This is a genomic window from Candidatus Thiodiazotropha endolucinida (genome assembly GCF_001715975.1).
Lineage (GTDB): Bacteria > Pseudomonadota > Gammaproteobacteria > Chromatiales > Chromatiaceae > Thiodiazotropha > Thiodiazotropha endolucinida.
In genome coordinates this window covers 58402-82389 of the sequence record NZ_MARB01000005.1, presented here as the reverse complement: position 1 = coordinate 82389, position 23988 = coordinate 58402, and the positions used below count along the sequence as shown (strand labels likewise).

General features: G+C 54.4%; 22 protein-coding genes. 9 read left to right on the top strand and 13 right to left on the bottom strand.

Annotated elements, in window-relative coordinates:
* Positions 1–86 precede the first annotated feature (86 nt).
* A complete protein-coding gene (locus tag CODIS_RS05350) occupies positions 87–623 on the top strand; it encodes a Slp family lipoprotein (protein WP_235615135.1) in 537 nt (178 codons plus the stop codon).
* An 8-nt stretch (positions 624–631) separates the two neighbouring features.
* On the top strand, positions 632–1141 hold the full coding sequence (locus CODIS_RS05345) for a Slp family lipoprotein (RefSeq protein WP_069122254.1): 510 nt from the start codon (positions 632–634) through the stop codon (positions 1139–1141).
* A 45-nt stretch (positions 1142–1186) separates the two neighbouring features.
* Here the strand turns inward: CODIS_RS05345 and tsaB are convergent, their stop codons facing one another.
* Positions 1187–1864 carry a tRNA (adenosine(37)-N6)-threonylcarbamoyltransferase complex dimerization subunit type 1 TsaB gene (tsaB, locus tag CODIS_RS05340; RefSeq protein WP_069121878.1) on the bottom strand — a complete coding sequence of 226 codons (678 nt, stop codon included), beginning with the start codon at positions 1862–1864 and terminating at the stop codon, positions 1187–1189.
* A gap of 268 nt (positions 1865–2132) precedes the next feature.
* Between tsaB and CODIS_RS05335 the strand changes: the two genes are divergently transcribed.
* Positions 2133–2909, top strand: coding sequence for a PEP-CTERM sorting domain-containing protein (locus tag CODIS_RS05335; protein ID WP_069121876.1), 777 nt, complete (start codon positions 2133–2135; stop codon positions 2907–2909).
* Between the two features lie 50 nt (positions 2910–2959).
* Here CODIS_RS05335 and CODIS_RS05330 read toward each other — a convergent pair whose 3' ends face one another.
* A complete protein-coding gene (locus CODIS_RS05330; RefSeq protein WP_069121873.1) occupies positions 2960–6115 on the bottom strand; it encodes an efflux RND transporter permease subunit in 3156 nt (1051 codons plus the stop codon).
* A 725-nt stretch (positions 6116–6840) separates the two neighbouring features.
* On the opposite strand from CODIS_RS05330, the gene CODIS_RS05325 reads away from it, so the two are divergent.
* Positions 6841–7176, top strand: coding sequence for a hypothetical protein (locus CODIS_RS05325; RefSeq protein WP_154723017.1), 336 nt, complete (start codon positions 6841–6843; stop codon positions 7174–7176).
* A gap of 70 nt (positions 7177–7246) precedes the next feature.
* Here the strand turns inward: CODIS_RS05325 and CODIS_RS05320 are convergent, their stop codons facing one another.
* From CODIS_RS05320 to ada, 3 genes are all read right to left on the bottom strand, one after another.
* Positions 7247–8044, bottom strand: coding sequence for an esterase/lipase family protein (locus CODIS_RS05320; RefSeq protein WP_069122251.1), 798 nt, complete (start codon positions 8042–8044; stop codon positions 7247–7249).
* Positions 8045–8222: 178 nt separating this feature from the next.
* Entirely contained in the window at positions 8223–8825 is a 603-nt protein-coding gene (locus CODIS_RS05315; RefSeq protein WP_069121866.1) for a glutathione S-transferase family protein, read from the bottom strand.
* 137 nt (positions 8826–8962) lie between these two features.
* Entirely contained in the window at positions 8963–10045 is a 1083-nt protein-coding gene (gene ada / locus CODIS_RS05310) for a bifunctional DNA-binding transcriptional regulator/O6-methylguanine-DNA methyltransferase Ada (RefSeq protein WP_069121864.1), read from the bottom strand.
* A 271-nt stretch (positions 10046–10316) separates the two neighbouring features.
* On the opposite strand from ada, the gene CODIS_RS05305 reads away from it, so the two are divergent.
* Positions 10317–10928, top strand: coding sequence for a DNA-3-methyladenine glycosylase family protein (locus tag CODIS_RS05305; protein ID WP_069122244.1), 612 nt, complete (start codon positions 10317–10319; stop codon positions 10926–10928).
* Positions 10929–10954: 26 nt separating this feature from the next.
* On the opposite strand, the gene CODIS_RS05300 is transcribed toward CODIS_RS05305, so the two are convergent.
* On the bottom strand, positions 10955–11305 hold the full coding sequence (locus CODIS_RS05300; protein ID WP_305782089.1) for a DUF1304 domain-containing protein: 351 nt from the start codon (positions 11303–11305) through the stop codon (positions 10955–10957).
* Positions 11306–11411: 106 nt separating this feature from the next.
* Positions 11412–11993 carry an NADPH-dependent FMN reductase gene (locus CODIS_RS05295; protein ID WP_069121855.1) on the bottom strand — a complete coding sequence of 194 codons (582 nt, stop codon included), beginning with the start codon at positions 11991–11993 and terminating at the stop codon, positions 11412–11414.
* Positions 11994–12202: 209 nt separating this feature from the next.
* On the opposite strand from CODIS_RS05295, the gene CODIS_RS05290 reads away from it, so the two are divergent.
* Positions 12203–14230 carry an MBL fold metallo-hydrolase gene (locus tag CODIS_RS05290; RefSeq protein ID WP_235615134.1) on the top strand — a complete coding sequence of 676 codons (2028 nt, stop codon included), beginning with the start codon at positions 12203–12205 and terminating at the stop codon, positions 14228–14230.
* 258 nt (positions 14231–14488) lie between these two features.
* Here the strand turns inward: CODIS_RS05290 and CODIS_RS05280 are convergent, their stop codons facing one another.
* From CODIS_RS05280 to uup, 3 genes are all read right to left on the bottom strand, one after another.
* Positions 14489–15112 (bottom strand): class I SAM-dependent methyltransferase, encoded by a 624-nt coding sequence (locus tag CODIS_RS05280; RefSeq protein WP_069122235.1) that lies wholly within the window; start codon positions 15110–15112, stop codon positions 14489–14491.
* Between the two features lie 218 nt (positions 15113–15330).
* Positions 15331–15807 (bottom strand): hypothetical protein, encoded by a 477-nt coding sequence (locus tag CODIS_RS05275; RefSeq protein ID WP_154723016.1) that lies wholly within the window; start codon positions 15805–15807, stop codon positions 15331–15333.
* Positions 15764–17665, bottom strand: a complete 1902-nt coding sequence (gene uup, locus CODIS_RS05270) for an ATP-binding cassette ATPase Uup (protein WP_069121847.1) — start codon at positions 17663–17665, stop codon at positions 15764–15766. Before uup ends, CODIS_RS05275 begins: the two co-directional genes overlap by 44 nt.
* 257 nt (positions 17666–17922) lie before the next feature.
* Between uup and CODIS_RS05265 the strand changes: the two genes are divergently transcribed.
* Positions 17923–19272: a TrpB-like pyridoxal phosphate-dependent enzyme gene (locus CODIS_RS05265; RefSeq protein ID WP_069121845.1), complete on the top strand. Its 1350-nt coding sequence runs from the start codon at positions 17923–17925 to the stop codon at positions 19270–19272.
* A 143-nt stretch (positions 19273–19415) separates the two neighbouring features.
* Here CODIS_RS05265 and CODIS_RS05260 read toward each other — a convergent pair whose 3' ends face one another.
* Positions 19416–20297 (bottom strand): response regulator, encoded by an 882-nt coding sequence (locus tag CODIS_RS05260; RefSeq protein ID WP_069121842.1) that lies wholly within the window; start codon positions 20295–20297, stop codon positions 19416–19418.
* A gap of 343 nt (positions 20298–20640) precedes the next feature.
* Here CODIS_RS05260 and CODIS_RS05255 point away from each other — a divergent pair, with 343 nt between their 5' ends.
* Both CODIS_RS05255 and CODIS_RS05250 read left to right on the top strand, forming a co-directional pair.
* The gene (locus tag CODIS_RS05255) at positions 20641–21348 is read left to right on the top strand and encodes a cyclic nucleotide-binding domain-containing protein (protein WP_069121839.1); all 708 of its coding nucleotides are present in this window, start codon (positions 20641–20643) and stop codon (positions 21346–21348) included.
* Between the two features lie 72 nt (positions 21349–21420).
* On the top strand, positions 21421–21876 hold the full coding sequence (locus CODIS_RS05250; RefSeq protein ID WP_069121838.1) for a DUF6858 family protein: 456 nt from the start codon (positions 21421–21423) through the stop codon (positions 21874–21876).
* 128 nt (positions 21877–22004) lie between these two features.
* On the opposite strand, the gene CODIS_RS05245 is transcribed toward CODIS_RS05250, so the two are convergent.
* Together CODIS_RS05245 and ispG are read right to left on the bottom strand one after the other, a co-directional pair.
* A complete protein-coding gene (locus CODIS_RS05245) occupies positions 22005–22496 on the bottom strand; it encodes a GlcG/HbpS family heme-binding protein (RefSeq protein WP_069121837.1) in 492 nt (163 codons plus the stop codon).
* Between the two features lie 99 nt (positions 22497–22595).
* Complete coding sequence (gene ispG, locus CODIS_RS05240; protein WP_069121836.1) at positions 22596–23810, bottom strand: flavodoxin-dependent (E)-4-hydroxy-3-methylbut-2-enyl-diphosphate synthase; 1215 nt, start codon at positions 23808–23810, stop codon at positions 22596–22598.
* Between the last annotated feature and the right edge of the window lie 178 nt (positions 23811–23988).

The window sequence follows — 23988 nt, the reverse complement described above, 5'->3', positions numbered from 1 at the left end:
CAGATTTTGGCTGAAGTGAATTTAATCATACACACAGAGTCAAACCGATGTAGACACCCCAATGCCATGGATAGATGATTTGTATCATGACTAAACGCTACAGACTCATGCCCGTCGGCATCCTCGGCATTTTCCTGTTTACGGGGTGTGCCTCTCATGTCCCTAAGGTTATCGGCACGCCGCCGGCGGGAGATGTCCGGGTGGACGAGGTGCAACAGCATAAACAGCAGTTTTCGAATGCAAAGATCCGTTGGGGCGGCGACATCATCTCGGTGGAGAACCTGGCGCAGGAGACCCGGATCGAAATCCTCTCCCGCCCGCTCGATGATGAGGGCAAACCCAAAGACGACAGTCGCAGCATCGGCCGTTTCATCGCACGCATCGAGGGATACCTGGAACCGGAGGAGTATCCGAAGAACCGGGAGATCACCATCACCGGCAATATTGTTGAAGTTGTGCAAAAACCTGTCGGTGACTACCCGTACCCCTACCCGGTTGTCGAGGTAGAGGCCTATTACCTGTGGCCGGAAGAGAAGGTCTACACCCATCCCTACTATTACGATCCCTTCTACGATCCGTTTTATTATCCCTATTGGCGTAGATACCCCTACTACTACTGGTAATGGATCCGATGCGCTGGTTTTTCATCTTGATCACGGCGGCCATACTGCATGCCTGCAGCAGCAAACCGGTCATCCCTGCTGCCGACCGTAGCATCACCCCACTGAAGGCCGCCTCCTCTCAGCCTTCAGACAGCAGCAACCTCCTGCAATGGGGTGGTGTCATTATCGAAACCAGGAACCTGCGTGAGACCACGGAGATTCAGATCCTGGCCTATCCCCTCGATGAAGACGGCCACCCCGATACGGACGCCAACACCATCGGTCGCTTCATTGCGCAACAGCCCGGCTATCTCGAAACGGTGGAATATGCCGTCGGCCGGCTGGTAACGGCGACCGGTAAGTTGTCGGAAGTCCGCCAAGGCCAGGTCGCCGATAGCCCTTACCCATTCCCGATCTTAGACTGTGATGAGATCACACTCTGGCCCGAGCATAAATCCAGACCAAAGCCGCGCATACGCTTTGGTTTCGGCGCCAGTTCCGGTGGGGGAGGCTTTGGTAGTATCGGCATCAGCTTTTAAGGATGCCCGATAACATCAATTGATCGGCCGGGGATTACTTTAAAATTACATTTTTTTGGCGACCTGGTTACGCAGATAGACCGGCAGCGCAAGCTCCGGCGCCACGGCCAACCCGGCAAGGTAATCCTCTGCCGCCAGCGATGCGATATCACGGGCACTGCAGTGAATCTCGGCTTTGAAACCCAGTAAATGAGCCTCCAGGCGCCGTTCCAGCTGTTCGCCATAGGCGCCCCACCCGGAACCGACGCCATACCACTCGCCGCCGTCAGGCATCTCAACCTGTTGCGCGGATCCCACCTGCTCCGGTATTGCGGGTACGACCAGCTCCTTTTCAGCAACCCGGTAACCGGCCCAATAGAGTTCTCCCATCCTGGCATCGAAAGCAGCGAGCAGATTTCGCTCCCCCTTCTCCCGGTAGGCCCGTTGCGCCAATGCCGCCAGGGTCGAAACACCGACCACCGGCAAGTCCGCCGCAAAGGCGATCCCCTGAATCACTCCCGTTGCAATCCGAACACCGGTAAACGAACCTGGACCGCGTCCGAAAGCGACTGCATCCAGGGAGGTAGGCGACAGACCGGCCTCCCGCAGAAGATCGTCAACCATCTCGAGGATCAGCTCACTGTGACCTCGGGGCATGATTTTGTAGCGGATTGACACTTCACCGCTGAGATATAGAGACGCCGAACAGGCTTCGGCAGCCGTTTCTATCGCAATCAATTTCATCTTTTCTGAAAACTCTTACACCTCGATGCAAATATCTGACATTTTGTAGGAGTATTATTCCCAATCAGTCACTAATACATGCATAATATATTGTTTATAAAGAAGTTAATGCACAATCAGGTAGATGTCGGATTAGTTTACACTAACATATTAAACAATTAGCGGATATTCATATCATATTGAATTTATTAGGTAATATATTTTTGGCACGAAATCTGTATTAATAAGGCAGCAACAGTAGTTTTAAGGATTAATTTGAGGATCCGTCATGAACATTAAGCAGACTCTACTCAAGACAAGTGCAATCATAGCTCTCTGTGCCTTCAGCACCACATCGAGCGCGACCGTCATGAGTATCGGTGACATGGTTTCCTTCAGCTTCAGCAGCAACGACTCAGTCAATGATTATTTCACAGGTACAGATGAACTGGGAAATAATATCAGGACAGTGGTCAGAGACGTGCAGACGGTCTCGATGGATCGCTTCGACGGCTCTCTCGGACAGTTGCTGGATGTGGATATCTGGTTTGAAACGGATTGGGATCTCGGTTCCGTGGTCCGTTCCTATGACAGTCGCTTCAGAGGCAGCGCCTCAGGTGCCGGCCGCTCTGTCAGCAACCAGGCGATTCGCCTGATTGATCCGAACCGTGAAGTTGAAAGGAACCATGAAGTCACAAGAAACAGCTGCCAAGATCTTCTCAGTTGTGCTGACAGCAGCGAAGAAAGTGGTACGTTCAACGATGCATTCGATCTGGCAAGTTTCAGCTTAAGCGATTTTGTCGGACCTGACCCCCTGGATTTCAGGCTCGTTCGGACTTTGATTGCGGATTTGACCCGTTGCGGCCCATATGACAACTGCCTCCAACGCACCAAATTCAATTCCTGGAGCGGCAACATCTTTGTCAGCTATACCTATGATGACGCACCGGGACCCATAGATGAGGAAGTCGAAGTGAATGTACCCGAGCCTTCAACCCTGGTACTGCTGGGAATGGGACTGCTGGGCATCGGCGCCTCACGCCTTGGCAGAAAAAGAAACGGCTAACAGAGTTTTCATTCCTCTCGATCATGACGCCCGCTCGATGCGGGCGTTTTTTATTCCACAGTTTGTTCACCCGCGATTTCATGTTTTTGAAATCGCTCCTGAAGGCCCTGCAGTAGATCCCACAGAACAGGAATGATAAACAGCGTCAGCGCGGTGGCCGTGGCAAGACCGGTGACAAAAGTGGATGCCATGGTTCCCCAGATCAGCGAGTAACTGGGAAACCCTATCGCCATCGGCAACAATCCCAGAGATGTCGTCAACGTAGTCAACAGAATCGGGCGCAGACGGATATGGACACCCTCGATAATCGCCGCACGACGGGATAGCCCCTTGCGATACCGTTTGTTGATGAAGTCGATCAGTACCAGGGCGTCATTGACCACAACCCCGGCCACGCCGATCACGGCAATGAAACTGTTCACCGTGAAGAGTGATTGGGTCACCAACTTTCCGAATACGACGCCAATCAACGCAAAAACGACGGCGGACAAGATAATCAGAGGCTGCAGATAGGATTGAAACTGCGTTGCCAGAATCACATACATCACCAGCACCGCAATGATGAAGGCATATGCCAGAGACTCGAATGATCGCTGGGTATCCTCATGCTCACCGCCAAAGGTTACCGTCGCACCCGGATAGCGATCACGAATCGTCTCAAAGCGATCCCTCACCAGGTTGACGATCGCCGGGGTCGATGTGGGTGCGCCTTCTCGAATATCCGCCTTCAGACTGATCGCCCGTTGACCCTGATAGCGCTTGATCTCACCGGGTTCATTGTATGCCTCCACGCGCACCAGGTCCGCCAGATAGACAGGGCGCTCAGCATCCTCCACCACAGGAATATAGAGTGCATTCTCAGGATCCTGTAACGCACCGGAATCGATCCGGAGTTTCAGGTCCACCTCTTCATCGATATGCCGGTACTTACCCAGATAACGACCGTCGAGCACGCTCGCCGCAAGTCTTGCTACCTGACTGTTGTCCAGACCGAACTCAGCCACTCTCTCCTGCTCGACCCACAGACGGAATACACGTTTGTGAACCCCGCGATCATCATCCAGACCGATCAAATGTGGGCCGATATCCGGCGATTCGAGCATATAGGTCAATAACTCCCCGGCCAGGCCTGAGACCGCCTCCACATTCGCTCCCACTACCCGCACATTGATATCCTTGCCGCTTGGAGGACCGTCATTTTGCGGATGGACATGAAGTGTATAACCATCCGTCTCATGGATCGGCTTCAACTTCTCCCGCATACGATCCAGGTGGGCAAGTGGATCGTCAAAGCTCTGTTCGGAAGCACTGGGCATGGTTACCATCACCGAACCATGATTGTTGCCATACACGGGTTCATAGTCCTCGTTGAAATAGAGACCGGCCAGTCCCGCGGCGGCACTCGCCATCCCCGGTCCGTCCTCCATGACAGTCTCCGCGATACGCTTGACGCGCTCATCCACCTCTTGAATCGAAATATTGCTGGGCCCTACAATATCGACGTAATAGAGCTTGTAGTCGTCGGGAAAAAATTGAATCCTGATCAGCGGCACCTTACCGCTCGCGGAAAGTGCAAGGATCATTACCGATACGGCAAACAGCAAAGAAACAACCAGTACGGACAAAAGGCGAAACCGCAGTGTCAGCGACAACAGCCAATCGGTAAACCGTCGCACAACCCGCATCAAGGTATTGTCCCGCTCCAGCAAATCAACAGCACTCTGCTGACGCGGCCCGAAATCCAGGTAGTGAATCGGCAGAATCAGAAGACACTCCACCAGGGAGGCGATAATGGCGAAGCTCACTGCCTTCGGCACCAAGGCAAAAAACTGCCCTGTGGAACCCGACATGATCAACATCGGCAAAAACGCGGCCACGGTAGTCATGGTGGCCGAGATCACCGGCAGCGCCACCTCAGCCGTTCCGTTGATTATTGCCTCACGAAGAGACTTACCCTCCTGCACGTGACGATAGATATTCTCTGTCACGACAATGGCATCATCCACCACGATACCGGTCACCAGCACGAAGGAGAACAGGGTGATCTCATTCAGACTGTTACCGGTAAGATACATGATCAGCATGGTGATCATGAACGAGAACGGGATACCGATAGTCACCAAACCGGCATTTCGAACACCCATGAAATACCAGATGATCAGCGATACCAGGATAATACCGACCAACATGTTCATGCCCAATGTGGTCAAGCCATCCTTGATATAGATGGTCGAATCCTGAGTCAGTACCACATCCACACCCTGAATTTCCAACGGGGGGCGGAATTCATCGATCAAGGCAACCACCTGATCGCGAATCTCCATTGCGTTCCCTTGATCTGACTTGATCACCTTCAATCCCAATGCGGGTTTCCCATTCACAGATGCAATCACAATCGGATCGCGATATCCCATACCCATTCGGGAGACCAGGTCCTGGATACGAACAAGGCTGCCATCCGCATCTCTGCGAACTACGGTCGATTGCACCTGATCGAGGGAATGAAAACGTTCGTCCAGTTTTATCAGGTATTCGCCACTCTCATTGGTGTACTTTCCAGCCGGAATACTGAGATTGGCGGCACGTAATGCCGATGCCACCTGATCGAAACCGATCCCGACCTCACGCAGTTTCTGTGGATCGAGATAGATATGAAACTCTTGCGTCTGTTTACCGGAGAAATCGACCTGCTGTACATGGGGAATCTTCAGCAAGCGAGTCTTTATCTCCTCGCCCATCAATGCCAATGCACGATTGCTATGATCGCCCACAAGGTTGATGGTTATAACCGGCAACCAATCCTGCACCTTGGCATTCAGCAGCGAAGGAGGATCCACACCCTGCGGCAACTCACTGACGATATTGAGCACTTCGAATCTGACTTCGTTATAGAGTGCGTCGTAATCGGAATCGTCTACGAATTTAAGACGAATATTCGAGCGCCCATTGAAAGATGTGGAGCTGATCCACTCCACATCATCGACCTTTTCCAAGGCATCTTCGATTTTCCTTGTCACCAGACTCTCAACTTCCACGGAAGAGGCGCCCGGATAGACAGTGGAGATGATGACCTCGCCAAACCCGAAATTCGGATAACGTTCTGCTGGAAGTGCGAACAGAGAGATGAAGCCGACAACGATCAACACTACAAACATCAGATTGTAGAAGACACGCTGTTTAAGTGAAAAAGCGACAACCTGGCGCATGGATCATTACTCTTCGTTAAGCTAAATACTGATCCTCCCTGCTAAATCCCGGACCAGCTATCTGCGTCTATTCCTCATCGCTGGCACGCCGAATCAGACTAGCCATATCACTTCGTCATTAGTCTATATCAGCCAGGACCGTTCATGACGTATCACTCACCCCGCATTGAATGATTCATCGACAACTATCCGATCGATATTGACCATGCGGAACACTATATTATCAACCGGCAGATCAACATGATTAAACCTGTGGCAGATAATGATAATTACATTACAACCCCTCTGATATCCAAGGGTTTTTATCGAATTCCAAGATACCTACCATGAGGTATATTCCGTATTGACTGCAAACAACATATGAAAATTTTGCTATACAGTTCTTCACAATTCACGGCTGCCTAAGCGAATACCCCGCATCATTGACAGTTACGCATAGTCAAAAAATGAAGCTATACTGTTACAGCCAACAACAAAATTAACAATCATGAATGGCCACTGCAATATTGAAATGGTATTGCAGACATCAACAACTGCAGACTTAGATAAAGAGATCACAACTGCAGGGAGCTTGGAGGAGCTGTATATCACTGGATAAGATCAAACATCGCTCTCTGTCTGTGGATCAGGCCATCATGCATGAGGTTAGGAGAAGAGAGCATATGTGGATCTTTTATAAACATCTCCCACGCGGGGTATCCTCCAAGGAGATCAGGAAAGCCACGATGAGGGGCACCCGATCCGGTTGGTCTCTGATACCGGCAAAAAAGAAGAGCACCATCAAACGATCGAAAATTATCCAAATCATGGATTTAGATACGGAATTATTGGAGTATCACGCAATCGTGCAGGTAGAGTCGCCCAAACTGGCCAACACCATCATCGAAAACCTGGACGGTAAAACCGTGAATGGCTTGTTCCTCAAACCCCATCGCTACCAGCGGAGATTTCCCAGCCGCGACAGGCGTAGCCATACACAGGCTTCGAATCAGGGAGAAGAGCGACGAACAAGTGACAGACGCAGGAGTAAAATCATCATGCGGGTAGTGGAGATTGTGTAGTTATCCCACTCTATCCGCTCATGCTGCAACTATCGACTTAAAACGCCGCTGTACCTCTAAACCAATGCTGTCATAGTTCTGCCAATAGCTCCACCAACACTCTGCCGTCCAATGGCTGCAGGGCATGGCTGACGGAGAACAGCCGTGTCTCCGATCGCCCGTTCAGGGCCTGAATATTGTTCATGTCCTGACTGAAGGCGGGAACCAGTTCATCACCCAATCCCACCGGACCGGTACGCACTATCGAGACATAACGGATCGAGGGATGGGGCTGCCGGTTCAACCAAAACAGCAGATTGCCCGGCCGCTCCGGCACAAGATCCAGCAATACCGCCCATGAATCGCGTACCACATCATAGATTTCACCGGTGAAGAACTCTTTGATGACGCTGATGGGAAATGGATCGTCGGTCTCATCCAAAGCCTCGACTGCACGCACTGTACCCAGATGGGGAGATGCGATGGTAATCAATGCCTTGGGAGTATCCACGCCTCCCTGCACCAAGGCCATTCTCGCTATCACACCACCTGCGGAGTGCCCAACCAGGATAATCGGTTCCTCAGGATGTTGTTGAGTCACCAGACCCAGCATGTTTCGCAGCATGTCAGCCTGCAAACCCACCGGCCCCATCGATGGCAGCTCAACGGTATAGAATTTATTCTCCGCTGAACCGACAGGTGCGGGAAGCAACCCTCTTGGCGTGATAATGCCGGCCGGTTGCCAACCATGGCTTGTCAGTGCCGCATTCACGCCGCTATGCTGCCAGGAATAAGCGCTGCCCAGATAACCGTGTACCAACACAGCCACATCTGCCTGGAGAGAGAAACTGGTCAGACTTATTAACAGTGACAGGATCAATCGTTTCATATCAACCTCCGAATGGAATATCCCATTAATCCATGCTCTGACGGCAAACATACGGAAATCACTAATCTTATTATATTAGTCTTTTCTGAACTTCCATACCAGACCATGGCTATCACTATCCTTTGGGGGAGGGCTAACTGAATTTAATGGAGGCGTAGCGTAATGCCGGTACAGGCATTCACCCGGGTAGAAAAGGCACCCAGTCCGGCAATGCCTCAATTCGCTCAAGCCATCCGCAAACGGCGGGATAGGGCTGCACAGAGACCTCCCCTTCAGAAGCCAACGATACATAGGGATAACAGGCGATATCGGCAATGGTAACATTTTCACCCGCCAACCAATCGACACCCGCCAACCGCCCTTCCATCACCGCCAGGCCGGCCCGTCCAACCTGTTGACACTGCGCCAAATCGAAGGGCCGGCCAAGCACCAGCGTGGCTCGCGCCCGCGCCAGACCGTAGAGTAATTCATTTTCCGACACCGCCAACCATTGCATGACGCCGGCCTCGGCAACAGGATCAGTTGGCAGCCAGTCCCGGTCACCATACCGCCTGGCGAGATATACCAGGATCGCCATCGAATCCCAAACAATCAGATCGTCATCCAGCAATACCGGTACTTGACCACGGGGATTGAGCTGTTTGAATTCAGCCGTCAGTGTCTCCCCTTTAAGCACATCGGTGTCGATTCGTGCATAATCGAGACCCAACATGGAGAGCAGCAGCCGCACTTTGTAGCAGTTTCCCGACCTGGGATAGTCATACAGTTTTAATTCAGACATGGCTATGTAATCTGCAGTTGTGGGTTTGTATAGTTTAGACACTGTAAGACCGAACAACAGGCATGCAAGATAATGCTTGATCGATCCAGGAATAACTCCGCAGTCTCGTTGCCGCTCGCTTAGCGCTTGCCCATGCGTTAGATGTCAGAGGATTTATTTTCGTCAATTCTTGAACGTTCCAGGTCCAACAATGCCCGCTTCCTGTCAACTCCCCAACGATAGCCACCAAGCTTACCGTCTCCCCGCAATACGCGATGACAGGGAATCAGCACGCCGATCCGGTTCGCCGTACAGGCGGAACCCACTGAACGTGCTGCCTTCGGCTTATCGATTTTCACCGCCACATCCGTGTAAGTCATTACCTCCCCGGCATGGATGCTGCACAGAAAGCGCCATACCTTCACTTGAAATGCGGTACCGCGTAGGTCGAGCGGCAGGTCGGGACGGGGCGCGCCAACACTGATATGCGCATCAAGCGCCTCGATCCAGAGATCGAGTTCGGGTGCATCTTCGGCGGGTGAAGCGGCGATCTTCGCGCAAGGAAATTCCTCGCTCAATTGATCCATTAGAGTACGTTCATCCTCACCGAACTCCACGAAACAGACACCCCGATGGGTCGCCGCCATCAACATCGGACCAATAGCCGTATCACGGCAGGCATAATAAACAGTTTCTCCCGTGCCGCCAGACCGGTAAGCCTTTGGCGTCATCCCAAACTGATGCGACGCTTCGCCATAGACGCGACTGACCGAACCGAAGCCTGCGGAATAGATGGCGCTGGTGACATCCTTCCCCTGCTTGAGTGATCTTTTCAAATGCCTGACACGGACTGCATCCTGGTAGGCCTTGGGTGAGATCCCGAAAGCCGCCTTGAATCGACGCTGCAAGTGAGATGGTGATAAACCGACATGATTCGCCAAGCCGTTTAAGGTCAGACGCTCATGCGCATGTTTCTCTATAAACCGGGCAATATCACAAAGCCATTTCATGCTGTTTACACTATCCGTTGGCCGACAGCGCCGGCAAGGTCTGAAACCCGCATTCATAGCCGATACCGCATCGGCAAAGAAGCGAATATTCTCAGCTCGCGCACGACGACTCGTACAAGATGGCTTGCAGAAGACGCCCGTCGTGATCACGCCATAGAGAAAGCGACCATCGTAGTATTTGTCTCGTTGCGCAACCGCTCGATGCATTACTGTTTTTACCGGCAATGTCATGCCATCGTTCCTCATGACGCTTCTGTTTTATCCATTAGAGCGCAGCTGATCGATTTCATCCATCCGATTCTTGTTGTTCAATCCGAATCAACCTGGCACTTTGAGAATCTTTGCGTTCGTATGATCTTCTAAACTGTCTTGGTGGGACCCTGCCCCGCGATTGGGAAGTTAAAAATCAGATGTACCCCTACTCCATCCTATGATGATCACCACAGAATATGCCATTCTACCCAGAGAACCTGTGTTTATTTATCCATCCACCACAGCCAGCATGAATACCCAACACATCGCTGTAGGCATGAAAGCATTGAGCCTGGTCGATCCGCAACTCAAACAGGCATATGCTGAACTGGGCCCGCCATCCCCCCGCATCCGACCAAAGGGGTTTGAGACCTTCCTGTCGACGATTGTCAGTCAGCAGATTTCAACTGAAGCGGCGCGGGCGATCATGGGTCGGTTGAAAGATTGTCTGCCAGAGTTGTCCGCCGGCGCACTGTTAGTGACTGAGGACCGGGTTTTACGTGATGCCGGCCTGTCATTCCGCAAGATTGAATACGCCAAAGGCATGGCGGAAGCCGTCGTGTCAGGAAGATTTGATATCGACGGTCTGGTTGCGATGAGTGATGATGATGCGATAGCCAGCATCACGGCAATCCGGGGATTCGGTCGCTGGAGTGCCGAGATCTACCTGATGTTCTCACTGCAACGACAGGACATCTTTCCCGCCGACTACCTGGCCTTGCGCGTCGCAGTGGGGCAACTGAAAAACCTGCCGGATAAACCGTCGGTCAAACAGGCGCGGGAACTGGTCGCCCATTGGTCGCCCTGGAGAAGTGTGGGTTCACTGTTTTTATGGCACTACTATCGGGGTGCTCCCACGTAAGCAGACGGAAACAACTCGGTGGATCTCTACGATGAGAATACGAGCAACAGACCTATCGCCGCGGGAAGAGCCTGAATAAACAGGATATTTCTGCCGGCGGTTGCCGCACCGTAAACACCGGCAAGCAGAACACAGCTCAGAAAAAAGATCTTCACGCCCGTACCATCGGCGCCCAGGATAACCCCCCACAAAAGCCCGGCAGCCAGAAAGCCGTTGTACAAGCCTTGATTGGCGGCCAACACACGCGTAATCGCCGCGATCTCTCTGCTATGACCAAACACACGCAGTCCCACCGGCTTGTCCCAAAGGAACATCTCCAGCACAAGAAAAGCGATGTGTTGGAAAGCGATCAGGACCACCACGATGTCTGCAATCACCGGCACTCCTTATCTATGAATCTGTCTGGGAAGCTTTGCGATAATACCCGTCAAGCCTGGCAATGACATACATTGAATATCGCACATGGAATTATAGCGTGGACCTTTATTTGGCGTTCAGTTTACCCGCTGTATTCGCCAGCTTGCGGCCAAGCGCCAAAACAGCTTCTTGTTTACGCCCGTCCATCAGCGATCCATCATCATTGAAGGCCTTGAATGCCTGTGGAACGGTCTGCTGGTCAGGCAAAACCGTTACACCGATATTGGCGAGCAGCATCCTTAAAAAAACCAATCCACGAAGCCCGCCCAAGGCCCCTGGAGATGCAGCCAGGATCACGGCCGTCTTACCTCGAAAAGCCACCAGCGGCGGCTCATCTTCCGATTCGGCACGGGATGCCCAGTCGATAACGTTCTTAAGCAATGGACTGAACGCGCTGTTATATTCCGGAGACGCGATAATGAAGGCATCGTGAGCCATCAGAAGTCTTTTAAATTCAAGTGCATTCTCCGGAATCCCTTGTTCGCGCTCAAGATCCTGATTGAAGAGCGGCATCGGGAAATCCACCAGATCGATCCGCGTAACATCCGCCCCGGCCGCCTCGGCCCCCGCAGCGGCAATCGACAGGATCTTTTTATTGAAGGATCCATTCCTGCTGCTACCTGCGAATGCGAGAATTCTTGGCGCCATATAACCCCCTTGGGAATACCTGATTATTTGTCTACGGACGGGACCCGATGGAATCAGTGTAGCGCTACTTCTCTCTCCTGCAACCGCTCAACGACTGCAACGGCAGCGAGGAACACGCCACGCACCCATTGCCTGCTGATTTTTCCCCTGCTCGTTTCATCCCTGAAATACCCAATTTTCCATAATCCAATATGCTTAGGTGATAAGCTGTGACGAAATTCGGCAGCCTCTATCCGGACCTGTCAACCACCACCGAAAACTTGCCTCCATCATATGGACCTGCACAGATGAAGCGACATTTCTCCGCAGAGCATCCGGAATCATTGTCCAAGCTGCTACTGGCCCGGGCACGACGGGTACTGCTGGTCGGCCCACCCGGCATCGGTAAGAGCACGCTGGTAAAAGCCTTGGCGGGATCGCTGCACAAGGCAGGCAGACCGGTCCACTGTCTCGCGGCGGACCCGGGGATGCCGGCATTCGGTATTCCAGGCGCGGTCAATCTGGGCCTATGGAAACAGGACGCATGGGAGGTTGTCGGTCGCGCGGCTGTCTGTAGTCTCGACGCCGCCCGTTTCCGCCTGCCACTGATCGAGGCCGCCGGTGATTTGGCCAGCCAGGTGGAAGGCGGCACACTGTTGCTCGATACACCCGGGGTTGTGCGGGGTGTGGCGGGGGCTGAACTCCTGATATCACTGGCACACCGTGCAGATGTGGATCTGGTGATGGTGTTGATGCGCGAGGGACAGCCACTCCACCTTAGCCAGGAGCTGCAGTCGCTGGCTGCCGAGGTCGTGGCTGTCGAGGCTTCAGCGTCGGCGAGCCGGCCGGGAAAGGGCATTCGCGACCGGCAGCGAACACGCCACTGGGACGACTACCTGTCCCATGCGAGCGAGGTGGAGATCGACCTGTCCGAAGTCGCTATCCTGGGGACACCGCCCCGCCAGGCAACCGAAGCCTGGGTGGGCAAGCAGGTTGCGTTTCTCGATGGATCCCTCACGGTCGGTATGGGTGAGGTGGTTGACATGGGGGAGGAGAGACTCCGGATCCTGCTACCCCCGGATAACAGGCGGACAGGGGTTATCCTGGTGCGCGATGCGGTCCGGGACGAGTCGGGATTGCTGGTGACCGGCAAACGCTTTGCGGAGAGCGTGGTACGTTACCTCCCCCCCTCCGATCTGGTGCCCGACGACAAGCTGCCGCAGAATACGGGACCCCGGCCCATGGTGCAGACCCCCAGTGCAACCGCAGTCTTGATGAATGGTGTGTTCGGCGACCCGCAACTCCATCTCCGCCTGGCACACCAGCGGCGCAGCCTGCTCTTCGACCTGGGTGACGGCGCACGGCTCCCGGCGCGGATCGCGCACCAGGTCAGCGACGTCTTCATCAGCCACACCCATATGGATCACATCTGCGGTTTTCTCTGGCTGCTGCGATCGCGCATCGGCGAATCGGAAAGATGCCGGCTCTATGGGCCTCCGGGCCTCGCTACGCAGATAGAGCATTTGATCAACGGCATCCATTGGGACCGGATCGCTGATCGAGGCCCCCGGTTTGAGATCGCGGAGCTGCATGGCGAACAACTGATCCGCTACAATCTGCAGGCTGGTTCGGCAGGCATTCGGCCAGACGGCGAGACAGTGATCGAGAATGGCATCGTACTCGATGAGCCCGGATTTCGCGTGCGCGCCGTCACCCTCGAGCACGGCATACCCGTCATCGCCTACGCCTTCGAACCTGTGCCGCAGATCAATGTGCTCGAGGAGAGACTCAGTGAACGCGGGCTGCAACCCGGTCCCTGGCTGACCAGGCTGAAGCAGCTGTTGATCGAACAGCGGCTAGATGAGTCTCTTTCCCTGCCGGATGGAACCAGTGAGACGATTGGCGCCTTGGCTGCCGCCCTCACCCTGACCACACCCGGCAGTAAAATCGTCTATGCCACCGACCTGGCCGATACGCCCCATAACCGCGATCGACTCACCCAGTTGGCCGGACAGGCACATACCCTGTTCTGCGAATCCCCATTCATGCAGAAGGATGCCGCGCAGGCCCGGCGCACTGGCCACCTGACCACGACCGCCTGCGCGGAGATCGCCAACAGCGCCGCTGTCCGTCACCTGATTCCGTTCCATTTCTCCCGCAGGTATGAGGGCACGTCATGGCAGGTGTATAACGAGATCGCGGCGGACTGCCCACATGTCGTGATACCGGCCACCTCAGATAGCGCGAGCCGCGAATGATCCTGCACAACCGAACCTAACCGGCACCTGGAATCGATCAGAGAGATCACCGCGGGATAAAGGACTACTTTCCTGTCCTATCCACCTGGCCGGGTTTGATCATTAATGCAAAAGGGATCGCAAGTGGGCCGAAAGCCGCACCCAGAACCGCCCACAATACCGGCCTGCCGCCACGCGATTTCGCGATCTGGTGACAAATAAATATGCTGGCGATATTTATTGCCAGTAAAACATAGATAGCCATTGTAACCTTAGGGCCTAGCTGCCCGTTTCCCTGACAAAATGATAATAGGTAAATTGCTGCGCTTTGTTTGCCGGCGTTATATGCATCTCATCTTTTTCTTCCACCAACTCGAACGCCACGCCCAACTCACGCTTTAGTTTTGATGCATCATATTGCACGATATCCAAACCACTGCACTTTTTCGCACCCCCGATCGCAAACGCTGCGATAATCAGATGGCCTGCTGGCCTCAATGCCAGCTTCAGCGCCTCTATATAGGCATCCCTGTCCGATTTATCGGTCAAGAAGTGAAACACAGCCCGGTCATGCCAAAGCGAAAACAGGTGGGGTGATTTGAATTCTGTAATATCGGACTCGAACCACTCAATTTTACCTGCCGCATCTCCCAGTCGCTGTTTAGCGACAGCCAGCGCCCTATCGGAGATATCCAATACAGCCAGGTTTGTATAACCTTGCCTGTACAGGTAATCGACCAGTACCGACGCACCACCCCCTACATCGATGATCGCCCCGTCCCTGGCAACCCGGCAGCGATGGATCAATTCCAGCGATAGCTTCGGTTCTGTCTGATACCAGCTCACTTCCGAGGGAGGTTTCTCCCGATATATGTTTTGCCAGTGCGTTTTTCTGTCAATCACTTCAACCCGGCCTCCAATCAATGCCCTGGTCATACCTCTGGAACCGTTGTGTACACCGGGGTCGGTTGACGAACTACAGGTAACCTGTCGCAATCCACTCCTCAAGGGTAACTCAATATTTCCTCGGGCTGATTACAGCTCCAGGTATGGAGCTATAGATTAAAGTATAGAGCCAGACTGGCTTTTCTATCGCAGGTATCGGTTCAATCAGCGGTCGATCAGTAGCGAAACGACTGCAGCACTTCATATCCCAGTTCCGGTTTCCAGCCCCAGGAGTAGTTGCGCAGATCATAGAGCGCCGCCCGTTCGGCTTCGGCGGACGAGCGCGGGCTGTAGCCGCAGCCGTAGCTGGTGCGGGTGCGCCCCGTCATTGTGGTATAGGTGGTCTTGACTATGACCATGTGGGCATGGCGCAACCCGGTACTGGCCTGGGCGTGCACGTCCTGACCTTTTTTGCGGTAGCCCTGTTCGATCAGCTTCTGCTTGGTCTTGTGGATGGCCGACTCGACGCTCTCGTCCGGAGCGGCCACCCATTCGATGGCCAGGGAGTCGCCGAGACGCTTCGCCACGGCACAGCTGGCGCCCGCCATGGCGTCACCTGCCCAAACCAGCGTCATCAAAGTCAGCAGGAATAGGGTGACAGCACTTCGTTCAACTGCCGGTCTGCATCGATTCCAGTGTTTCCCAACGCTCATAGGCCTGATCCAGTTCCAGTTGCACCGCGGACATCTGCTGCTGAAGCTCTGCCACCCGTTCCCCCTGGGTACGATAGAGGTCCGGATCGCCCAGCCTGGTCTGTAACTCGCCGAGCCGCACTTCAAGTACTTCAATCTTCTGAGGCAGCGCGTCGAGCTCCCGCTGGTCTTTGTAACTCAGCTTCTCACTCTTCTTTTTCGGCCTCTCCGGAACAGACTTGACCCCGCTCCCGCCCTTTGGTTTAGATCCCGCCGGTTGCCTGGCTCGGGTATGGGCCTCCCAGTCGCTGAAACCACCGACATATTCCACCACCCTGCCTTCACCCTCGAAGACCAGGCAGCTGGTCACCGCATTGTCCAGAAACTCCCGATCGTGACTGACCAGCAGCAGGGTTCCCGGGTAGTCGGAGAGCAGCTCCTCAAGCAACTCCAGGGTCTCCACATCCAGATCGTTGGTCGGCTCGTCGAGCACCAGCACATTGGCCGGTTTGGTAAAAAGCTTGGCCAGCAAGAGACGGTTGCGCTCACCGCCGGAGAGTGCCTTCACCGGGCTTCTGGCGCGTTCCGGGGTAAACAGGAAGTCTTGCAGGTAACCGATGATGTGCTTGCTTTTACCGCCGACCTCCACCTTGTCGCTGCCGCCTCCCACATTATCCTGTACCGAGCCTTCCTCATCGAGTTGACCGCGAAGCTGATCGAAATAGGCCACCTGCAGCTGGGTGCCGAGTTTGACCCTGCCCGAATCGGGCTGCAGTTCGCCCAGCAACAGGTTCAACAGGGTTGTCTTGCCGCAGCCGTTGGGACCGATAATACCCACCCGGTCACCGCGCAGGATGGTGGTGGAGAGATCCCGTATCACCGGCTTCTCCTCCCAGGCGTAACTGATATCCTCGACCTCCACCACCAGCTTGCCTGAGCGCTCTCCCGCATCGATCCGCATCTTTACCCTGCCCTGCTGATCGCGCCGCTGCTGTCGCTCCTCGCGCATTGCCTTAAGCGCCCTGACCCGACCCTCATTGCGGGTACGCCGCGCCTTGATGCCCTGTCGAATCCAGACCTCTTCCTGGGCAAGCCGTTTGTCAAAACGCTGATTGGCCTGTTCTTCCGCATTCAACAGTTCTTGCTTGCGGCGTAAAAAATTGGCGTAGTCACCCGGCCAGTCGGTCAAGCTGCCGCGATCCAGTTCCAGAATCCGGGTCGCGATCCGACGCAGGAATGCCCGGTCATGGGTGACGAAGAGGATTGCACCAGGATAGCCGAGAAGAAATTCCTCCATCCACCGTATGGCCTCGATATCGAGGTGGTTGGTGGGTTCATCGAGGAGCAGCAACTCCGGTTCCATCACCAGGGCCTGAGCCAGTAAGACACGCCTCTTCAGGCCTCCCGACAGCGCACTGAACCGGGTATCGGCATCCAGACCGATCCTGGATATGACTGTCTCAACCCGTTGCTCCAGTTGCCAGCCCTCAACGGCCTCGAGCTCGTGCTGCGCCTTCGACAGCGATGACAACAGGCTATCATCGCCCGTCTCCGCAAGCTGATGGCTGATTTTGTGGTAGGCCTTGATCTTGTCGGCGAGTTGACCGACGCCGTCCGCCACCACATCGAAGACACTTCCCTCGACCTCATCCGGCACCTCCTGGATCAGATGCGCAATCCTTGTACCGCTGCTTACGACACGCTCCCCGTCGTCCGGCACGACGCCACCCTGAATGACTCGCATCAGGGTTGACTTTCCGGCCCCGTTACGGCCAAGCAGCGCAATCCTCTCCCCCTTCTCGATGTTGAGATCGATATCATCCAGTAACGGCCGATCGCCATAGCTGAGATGCAGCCTGCGCAAGGTTATCAGCGGCATCGAAATACCCGGGTGGAATCATTCATGACATCTCTCAATTAAAAGCTTTATCCTATGCCAGTCCAACCAACTCGGCTGGCAAAAAACCAGTCGTTATGTGATTATCGCCATGTTAATTAATCGGTAGTTTCATTAATATCCTGCATCGTTACCAGGATATGGAAAAACACCCATTCCAATCAAACAAGATCTGCATCATGGACGGGCTATCAAATCACTATTTGGGACTCGGGCCAAGTAGCGGGAGACGATAACTTATGAAGACCAAGATTCTGCTGAAAGAGGCAGATATGCCGACCCATTGGTATAACATCGTGGCTGATATGCCCAATCCACCGGCGCCGATCCTTGCCCCCGACGGCTCTCCGGTAACGCCGGATGCGCTCAGCGCAATCTTTCCTGACGCCATTATCGAACAGGAGGTGAGCGCGCAGCGTTGGATCCCTATTCCCGATGAGGTCCGTGAAGTGCTGCGTCTGTGGCGGCCGTCCCCCCTCTATCGAGCTGAGCGCCTGGAGATGGCGCTCAAGACACCCGCCAAGATCTATTTCAAGAATGAAGCGGTCAGCCCGGCGGGATCGCACAAACCGAATACCGCGGTCGCGCAAGCCTATTACAACAAACTGCAGGGTATCAAAAGACTCGCCACCGAAACGGGGGCGGGGCAATGGGGCTGCTCCCTGGCCCTTGCCGGACAACTGTTCGATTTGGAAGTCAGGGTCTATATGGTCAAGGTCAGTTATCAACAGAAACCCTATCGTCGTTCGATGATGCAGACATGGGGCGCCGAGGTCTTTCCGAGCCCTACTGACATAACCCAGTCGGGACGTCATATCCTGCAACAGGATGCCGACTCTCCCGGGTCATTGGGTATCGCCATCTCCGAAGCCGTCGAGGAGGCTGCCGGCCGGTCGGATACCAACTACGCTCTGGGTTCGGTGCTCAATCATGTATTGCTGCACCAGACCATTATCGGCGAAGAGGCGAAAAAGCAGCTGGAACTTGTAGGGGAATACCCCGATGCGATCTACGCTCCCTGCGGAGGGGGCTCAAACTTCGGCGGTATCGCCTTCCCGTTCTTTGCCGACAAGGCGGCAGGCAAGGAGATCGATCTGGTTGCCGTTGAACCGACCTCATGCCCCACATTGACCAAAGGCGTATACGCTTATGATTATGGCGACACGGAAGGTCTCACACCTTTGACGAAAATGTACACGCTGGGCCACGATTTCATGCCGCCCGGCATACATGCCGGCGGTCTGCGCTATCACGGTGATTCGGCACTCGTCAGTCAACTCTACAACGAGGGATTATTGAGCGCAGTGGCCATCCCTCAGCTGGAGACTTTTGAAGCCGGCGAACTTTTTTCCAAGACCCAGGGCATCATTCCTGCGCCGGAGTCCTGTCATGCGATTGCCGCCACCGTTCGGGAGGCGAAACGTTGCGCCGAAACAGGTGAAGCGAAAACCCTGCTCTTCAACCTGTCCGGTCATGGCCATTTCGATATGAGTTCCTATGACCGCTACTTCAAAGGAGAACTGGAAGACTTCGACTACCCGGATGATGCGATTCAGGCATCACTCAGCCATTTGCCGAAGGTGGGTTGAACGACAATTGAGGGCCTGCCGCCGTCACACCTGCTGTGACTCCCAGGCCATGCGTAACCGGTTCAGGTCGTGGCATGCCTGATCCCAGTTCAGGTCATCCCCGGAGTGCTGCAGCTTCTCGATCAACTGGTGGATACCTGCGATCAGAGGCTGCAGGCGTTCCCGCTCCTTCTGCCTGTTGCTTTGTTGCTTTGTTGCTGCAGGCTGAAGATCCGGCTGTTGACGACCTCCACAAGCAGCTTGAGATTGTCCCGCCAACGCTGGTAGCGCGTCTGGTCATGGACAGGCATATTGCGCACAAGCACGGAAACCGATTCGGCGTTGAACAGCGAACGGTGACCGAAATCGATGATTTTGCCATTATCATAAAGGCTCTCCATCATCTCCTGGTCCAGCATTCCGACTTCACCCGCATGGGAAAAGTAGTGTCCGCTCTCCACAAGCCTCACTATCACCCTCAAACCGAAACGATCAAAGGTCTCCAGCAGGCCCTCACCCAGGGTACGCAAATCATCGCAATCGAGGCTGTTATCGATAAAATCGGCGAGTAGGTTCAGTTCGATACAGGCTGCCAGAGAAGCCTCCATCTCCTCCTGGGCAAGGAGGGCGCGCTCCCGGGCCGCTTCGAGATCGTGACGGTTATTGAGGGCAATACGAATCTTAGCCAGCAGTTCATCCACATCATAAGGCTTGGTGACATAATCATCAGCTCCGGCCTGATAGCCGGCAAGACGTTCGCTGAGGCGGGACAAGGCCGACACGAAGATGATGGGGATCATGGATGTGGCGGGATCCGCCTTCACCAGGCGGCACACAGTCAGACCGTCCATCAACGGCATATCCACATCCAACAGGATAAGATCAGGTGTGCTTTGCGCCACCTGATCAAGGCAAGCCTGGCCATTGGCCGCCAAAGAGACCTGATAGCTATAGCTTAATATCTGATCCAGGCTTCGCAGATTCTCCGGTTGGTCATCGACCACCAGGATATGTTGCGCTGAAGCCTTAACCGGTTTGGCTGTCATCACCCTCCTCCATGTACGGACTCCCGCTATTATTGCAAGAATCCCAAAGACATGTCCCGTTGTTTACTGATGAAATTTACATTCCCATGGCCGCTTTCTACATCTTGTAACAATTCGATTGCCGACCCCGGCACGCCGGCACCGCGGTTATCATCAAGAAGCGGGACCCTAAGCAAGATTTCACCCTCGTTTATGTCTCGGATTCCCTTTTTGGTTGCCGAAAAGCCGCCTGCCGGAAGGCTCTATCCACACTCTCTCCGATCTGGTATTGTTGACTGAACTACCCTGTTTTTCAACGCTTATACGGGTGATAACGGTTCATCCCTTATGGACGAACATCGCAATGGTTAAAAATGTCACTTTCACGGATGCCAGGGATGGTGTGGCTGACTGTTTGAAGTGCTCCCTGCGCGAGTCTGTGCTGTTTGCCAATCTGGAAGAGAAGGACTTCGAGAAGTTACACGATCCTATCGATCAATATACGCTACCGGTCGGCTCAACACTCTACCGCGCAGGTGATAAGGGCGAACGCATGTATACGGTACGCTCGGGGGTCCTGAAGCTTGTGCAGTACCTGCCTGACGGTAGCCAGCGGATTGTCCGCTTGATCCGATCCACCGATATTACGGGGTTGGAGTGCATCGTAGGCGAAACATATCAGCATGACGCCGTTGTACTTCATGAGACCGAGGTCTGTGCCCTGCCGGTGCGTGTGGTGGAAAGCCTGAGCAAGGAGAATCCCGCCCTCCACCGGGAACTGCTCAATCGCTGGCAGCGCGCCCTGAAGGAGGCCGATGCCTGGTTGACCGAACTCTCCACAGGGTCCGCCAAACAGCGGGTGGCCCGTCTGCTGTTGCGCCTCGTCAAGGATACACAGATGAGCGAATGCAACCTGTTTGCCCGGGAAGACATGGGCGCCATGCTGGGTATCACCACCGAGACGGCCAGCCGTACGATCGCTGAATTCAAGCGCCAGAGCCTGCTGGTCGAAACCAACACCAACCATTTCCTCCTGGATATCCCGAATCTGCATAGAATCGCAGAAGATTGACCTTTTTCAATGCCTGCAGCAATTCGCTATCTTATTCTGCTCTCCTGACTCATCAGGCAAGGGAGAGGTAAGTTGAAACAGGTCGTCAAGGAGATCGGGTTTCCGATCTTCAGCATTGAAATGGACTTTTCGGAATGCAAATTAGACACTACCGAAGAGATTGTCGCCTATCTTGTGGAACAGGTGAAGTCACATCAGGCTGCATGCTATATCACGACATTCGATCACCTGAAACACACCTCGGAACTAGCGGAAGGCATTGTCGCTGACCATATCGTCGCCGCATATAATATTGTTTTCTGTTTCGGCTTCAGCCTGCAGGATGCTGAGCAGTTGGCCACACGACCCCGCTCGCTCGGTGTCTGTGAAACAGACAATCGTGTCACACTTTCATTTATGGAAGCCCCCATGCCGGTTGCAAATGCACTCATGGAACAGTGGACGAGATCCCTGCTGAGCGATAAGCACCAGTCCTCTCAGCATGCCACACCACAAGGTCATCAGGAAGATGTTCAGTTGCACTCTTAACTATCGGCGATCAGAGCCCACACCCGAGAAACAGCCCCCACAATAGGGCACGGGGCACACCGGCACATGACAGGCGAGCTTATCGTTACGACATTCACACCCCGCTGGTTATCCCGGGAAGGTGGCCGTTACATCTCCATCTCCAAATCGTCAATGATAGTATCGATACCGGCCTGCGCGCACGCCTCATCGGTTTCTCCGGAGGGCGCGCCACTGACGCCCACGGCACCAAGCAGTTGACCTCCGGCCTGAACGGGTAAACCCCCGGCAGACATGACCAGGCCATCGATTTGGCCAATGGGTGTGTTTGCACGACTCTTCAATGCTGAAGTCGCTGCGTTGAAGTTGGCAGCCGTAAAAGCCTTCATGCGGCTGATCGGCACCGTAATCTGGGCAGCGATTGTATCACGCATGACTGCCTGTACCGTTCCGTCCCGGTCAACTACCGTGACGCCGATCTGGATACCCTGTTTTCGGCATGCCTCAATCGCACCCAGGGCGATCCGGTTCGCCGACTCCAGTGCAAGGCGCTTGACACTGACACTCGGTGCGGCTTCATCCGCCACCACACCCATCGAGATCCCATAGCATAGGGATATGGCTATCATCACTCTCTTCATAGTTTCCTCCGGTATGTTTGTGTTGTTTGCGATCCCATTCCATTGATTTCGATTTAAGGCCGGGATACGGTGATGAAATCAGAAGTTCATCAGTTTTCGTCAATAGTGATCTCTGACATAGTCATCCACCAATGCCATGAATTGCCCTGAGATATCATCGCCTTTAAGCGTAGCCACCTTTTCACCATCCACATAAACCGGCGCCGATGGTGATTCGCCGGTTCCCGGCAGGCTGATACCGATATTAGCCTGTTTGCTTTCCCCAGGCCCGTTCACCACACACCCCATCACTGCTACGGACATTGCCTCGACCCCTGGATGCGCCTTGCGCCACTCCGGCATCATGTTGCGCAAGTGGTTTTGCACATCTTTGGCGAGCTGCTGGAAATAGGTGCTTGTGGTACGACCGCATCCCGGGCAGGCAACCACCACTGGTGTGAATGCACGAATACCCATCGACTGCAGCAGTTGCTGGGCGACAATCACCTCCTGGGTTCTCGCCCCACCGGGTTCCGGAGTCAGTGAGATGCGTATGGTGTCACCAATACCCTCCTGCAGCAGCACCGCAAGGGCGGCACTGGAGGCGACGACACCCTTGGAGCCCATCCCCGCTTCGGTCAACCCCAGGTGGAGAGCATAGTCGCATTTAGCCGCCAACGTTCGATAGACCGCAATCAAATCCTGGACACCACTCATTTTACAGGAGAGTACGATACGATCAGCCGGGAGCCCCACTTCCTCGGCACGCCGAGCGCTCTCAAGGGCCGACACCATCATCACTTTATGCACCATCTCGACACTGTCGAGAGGTTTTTCAGCCCGGGTATTCTCATCCATCAGGCGCGCTACCAGACCCTTGTCCAGACTCCCCCAGTTGACGCCGATACGCACCGGCTTATCAAAGCGGCAAGCGGTTTCGATCATGCTGGCGAATTGGCTGTCGCGCTTCTCGCCGCTGCCGACATTACCGGGGTTGATGCGGTATTTGGCCAGTGCCTCGGCGCAAGCCGGATGGTCCCTGAGCAAACGATGGCCATTGAAGTGAAAATCGCCGATCAGCGGTACCGCGATACCCTGGCGCGCCAGACGATCGCGAATCTCCGGTATCGCCCCGGCTGCCGCCTCATTGTTGACAGTCAGACGCACCAGTTCCGAACCGGCCTGGGCGAGTGCCTTGATCTGTTCCACACTGGCATTCACATCCGCCGTATCGGTGTTGGTCATCGACTGCACCACTACGGGATTACCGGCGCCGATCCGTACACCACCGACCAGTACACCTTGGGTTATGCGTCTGTTGATTTGCACAGTCATCGTCTCATTTCCACCTGCCGAGTGCGCAGCATATCAAATTCACCCAATGGTTATATTACCGAGACGCCCTGATAATGTAGCTGTCAGGATCACAAGAGTGTTTGAGACAGCCCCCTGCTTAACCCTAGCTGATACCCACAATATTCAGCCACTGAATCGGTGACTTGGAGATAGTGAG